At 57.8% G+C, this 2,346-nt stretch carries 2 protein-coding genes; one reads left to right on the plus strand and one right to left on the minus strand.

The window, feature by feature from the left end:
* A partial coding sequence (locus tag NW820_RS10605) for a TonB C-terminal domain-containing protein (protein ID WP_414407463.1) occupies window positions 1–1,262 on the minus strand: 1,262 nt, incomplete at its 3' end.
* A gap of 264 nt (window positions 1,263–1,526) precedes the next feature.
* Between NW820_RS10605 and NW820_RS10610 the strand changes: the two genes are divergently transcribed.
* Window positions 1,527–2,346: Rieske 2Fe-2S domain-containing protein (locus tag NW820_RS10610; protein ID WP_414407464.1), on the plus strand; the 820-nt coding region annotated here is incomplete at its 3' end.

Genomic DNA, 2,346 nt, shown 5'->3' on the forward strand with positions numbered 1-2,346 from the left:
GCTGAGCGCTGGATGGCACTGAGCACGGCTGCATCCAATAGGGGATCTTCTGAGGGGGTTTGCAGGCGCAGTTCCCGCAGGGATCCCTGTCGATCCAGACGCACCTGCACCACTGTTACGTAGGATCCGGATGCCCGCCGTACCATCCAGTGTTGGCGAACCCTTTCTTGAAATTGAGCCAAGTAGTCTCCCCAATCCGGATCGGCGGTGGCATTGAGGCTGGGTGGGCCTGCCTGAGAGGACTCGATCCCACTGGTGCGACCGAAGTCGGAGTTGTGGGATCCGGTAGGAAAAGTCGGGGGCAAGGTGGGAGAAGGCTCTTCCAACGGGGCTGCGATCGGCTCTGGAGAGGGCAAAGTTGGATGCGGATCCGCTGGAGCCGACAGGTAGGGTTGTGGCAAAACCTCAGGAGAACTTGCTGCTCTTTCGGGTTGAGGCTTGAGGGATTGAGCAGGAGAGATCTGAGCCGATTTGGTCTCCACTGCTGCTGCCGAGGAGGTAGCCAGTAGGCTTTGCAGATGCTGACGATAGTCCTGCAGTTGCTGGCGCTGTGGAGAGGACAGAGGCCAGTGATCCAGCCATTCTTCCGTCAGATGTAGCGCCTCCGCCCAATTGTGATCGGCAACTGCCTGCTCCAGAGCTGCTAAACCCGCTGACAGATTTTCTAACCTGGCCTCTGGCTGCTGCTGAGGAGAGGCAGAGTTCCGGGCGGGCTGGGGCACCTCAAGCTCCCTTGTCGGCGGAGAAAGGATCTCAGGGACAGGACTCCCTGCGGCTGAGGCGAGCAGAGGCTGTGCCGTTGCAGAAGTGACCTCTACCCATTCACCTGGATTGGCCACTTGCGACTGCCGCACCGATACGTGATCCCGAGGTTCAGAGACACCGGACTCACGGGCGGAGACGGGCGCAATCCACTGCGGCTCTGGGGGCGGCTCATCCGCCATCTCCACCCACTGAAAGGAGATTATCTCCTCCTCCGGGATCCCAGGCCGCCAACCCATCCAGCTCATCGCCATGAAATGCAACGCGATGAAATGCAACCCTGCCGAGAGCACGTTGGCCAGCCCCAGGCGCCAAGGTAAGGAGCGGCGTTCCTGCTCTCGTTTTTGTTGAGAACGGCTGAGGCGAGGATCTGGATCCGTCAGTTGGTTTGGCCGGCTCTCAGCAGCCGGTTCTGGTTCGAGAGAGCTGAGCTCTGCGGCAGGTTGGGCCGGGATCCCTGTGTTACGGAGATCTCGGTTGGGGTTCAATTCGTTTTGCACCTTTCCACCTCTCCCCACAGCCACATGCCAACAGAAGCCCACTGACACTTTTCTACTTCCCTCAATCAATAGCCCATCTCTGGATAGAGGGGGAGTTGTCGATGTCCAAACGCGACCGCTGTGGCAGGGCAAAGCTGTGTTGGCTTATACGGACTTCTGCCATTTCAACGCCTATCTTTTTCACGGGGGGCGGTGCTTTGAGCCACCTAGGCTCACGAAAAGCCAGCTCATGATTCTCCGAACTAGAGCTTGTGGAGCGGGTTTATGCTTGTTACCCAGCAACCTGTCCTGAGGCGGTTTTGGTACCCTGTGATCCCAGTATCAGCTCTGGAAGCCGGCCCACAAGCTTTCACGCTGCTGAAGACTCCTCTGGTGCTTTGGCTCAATGAGTCAGGGCAGCCTTGCGCCGTCTTGGATCGTTGCTGCCATCGCTCGGCCCAACTTTCCAAAGGGGTTGTTTGCAATGGCCACATCCGCTGCCCCTATCACGGCTGGGAGTTTGACGGCTCCGGCACCTGTGTGAAGGTGCCCCAACTTACAGACAACTTCATCCCCCCTACCTACAAGGTGGAGGGGTTTCGCTGCCAAGAGCGCTATGGCTATGTTTGGGTGGCATTGGCGGATCCCTTGACCGATATTCCCGAGATCCCAGAGGTGGCGGATTCCCGGTTTCGCCAAATTCATCAGTTCTATGAGGTCTGGAAATGCGCCGGCCTGCGCCTGATGGAAAACTCCTTTGACAATGCCCATCCCCACTTCGTCCATCACCAGAGCTTTGGGGTGATCTCCGAGCCTGTACCCCCAGATCTGGACAGCCTTGAAGAACTGGAATATGGCCTTCGGGCCACCTCTGTTTTGCCGGTGTTCAACAGTGACTTGCAGAAGCAAAACTTGCGGATGTCAGAGGATCGCACAGTGCGTATCCTGGAGGGCACCTGGTTTATGCCTTTTGGTCGCAAGCTCAAAATCACCTACCCCAACGGCCTCATCCACATCATTTTCACAGCGGCTACCCCCATCGACGACCAAACCTCGCAGGTGGTGCAATTCTGTTTGCGCAACGATTCAGAAGCAGAGGTGAGTG

Origin of the sequence: Synechococcus sp. R55.7 (genome assembly GCF_047461955.1) — a bacterium.
Taxonomy (GTDB): Bacteria; Cyanobacteriota; Cyanobacteriia; order Thermostichales; family Thermostichaceae; genus Thermostichus.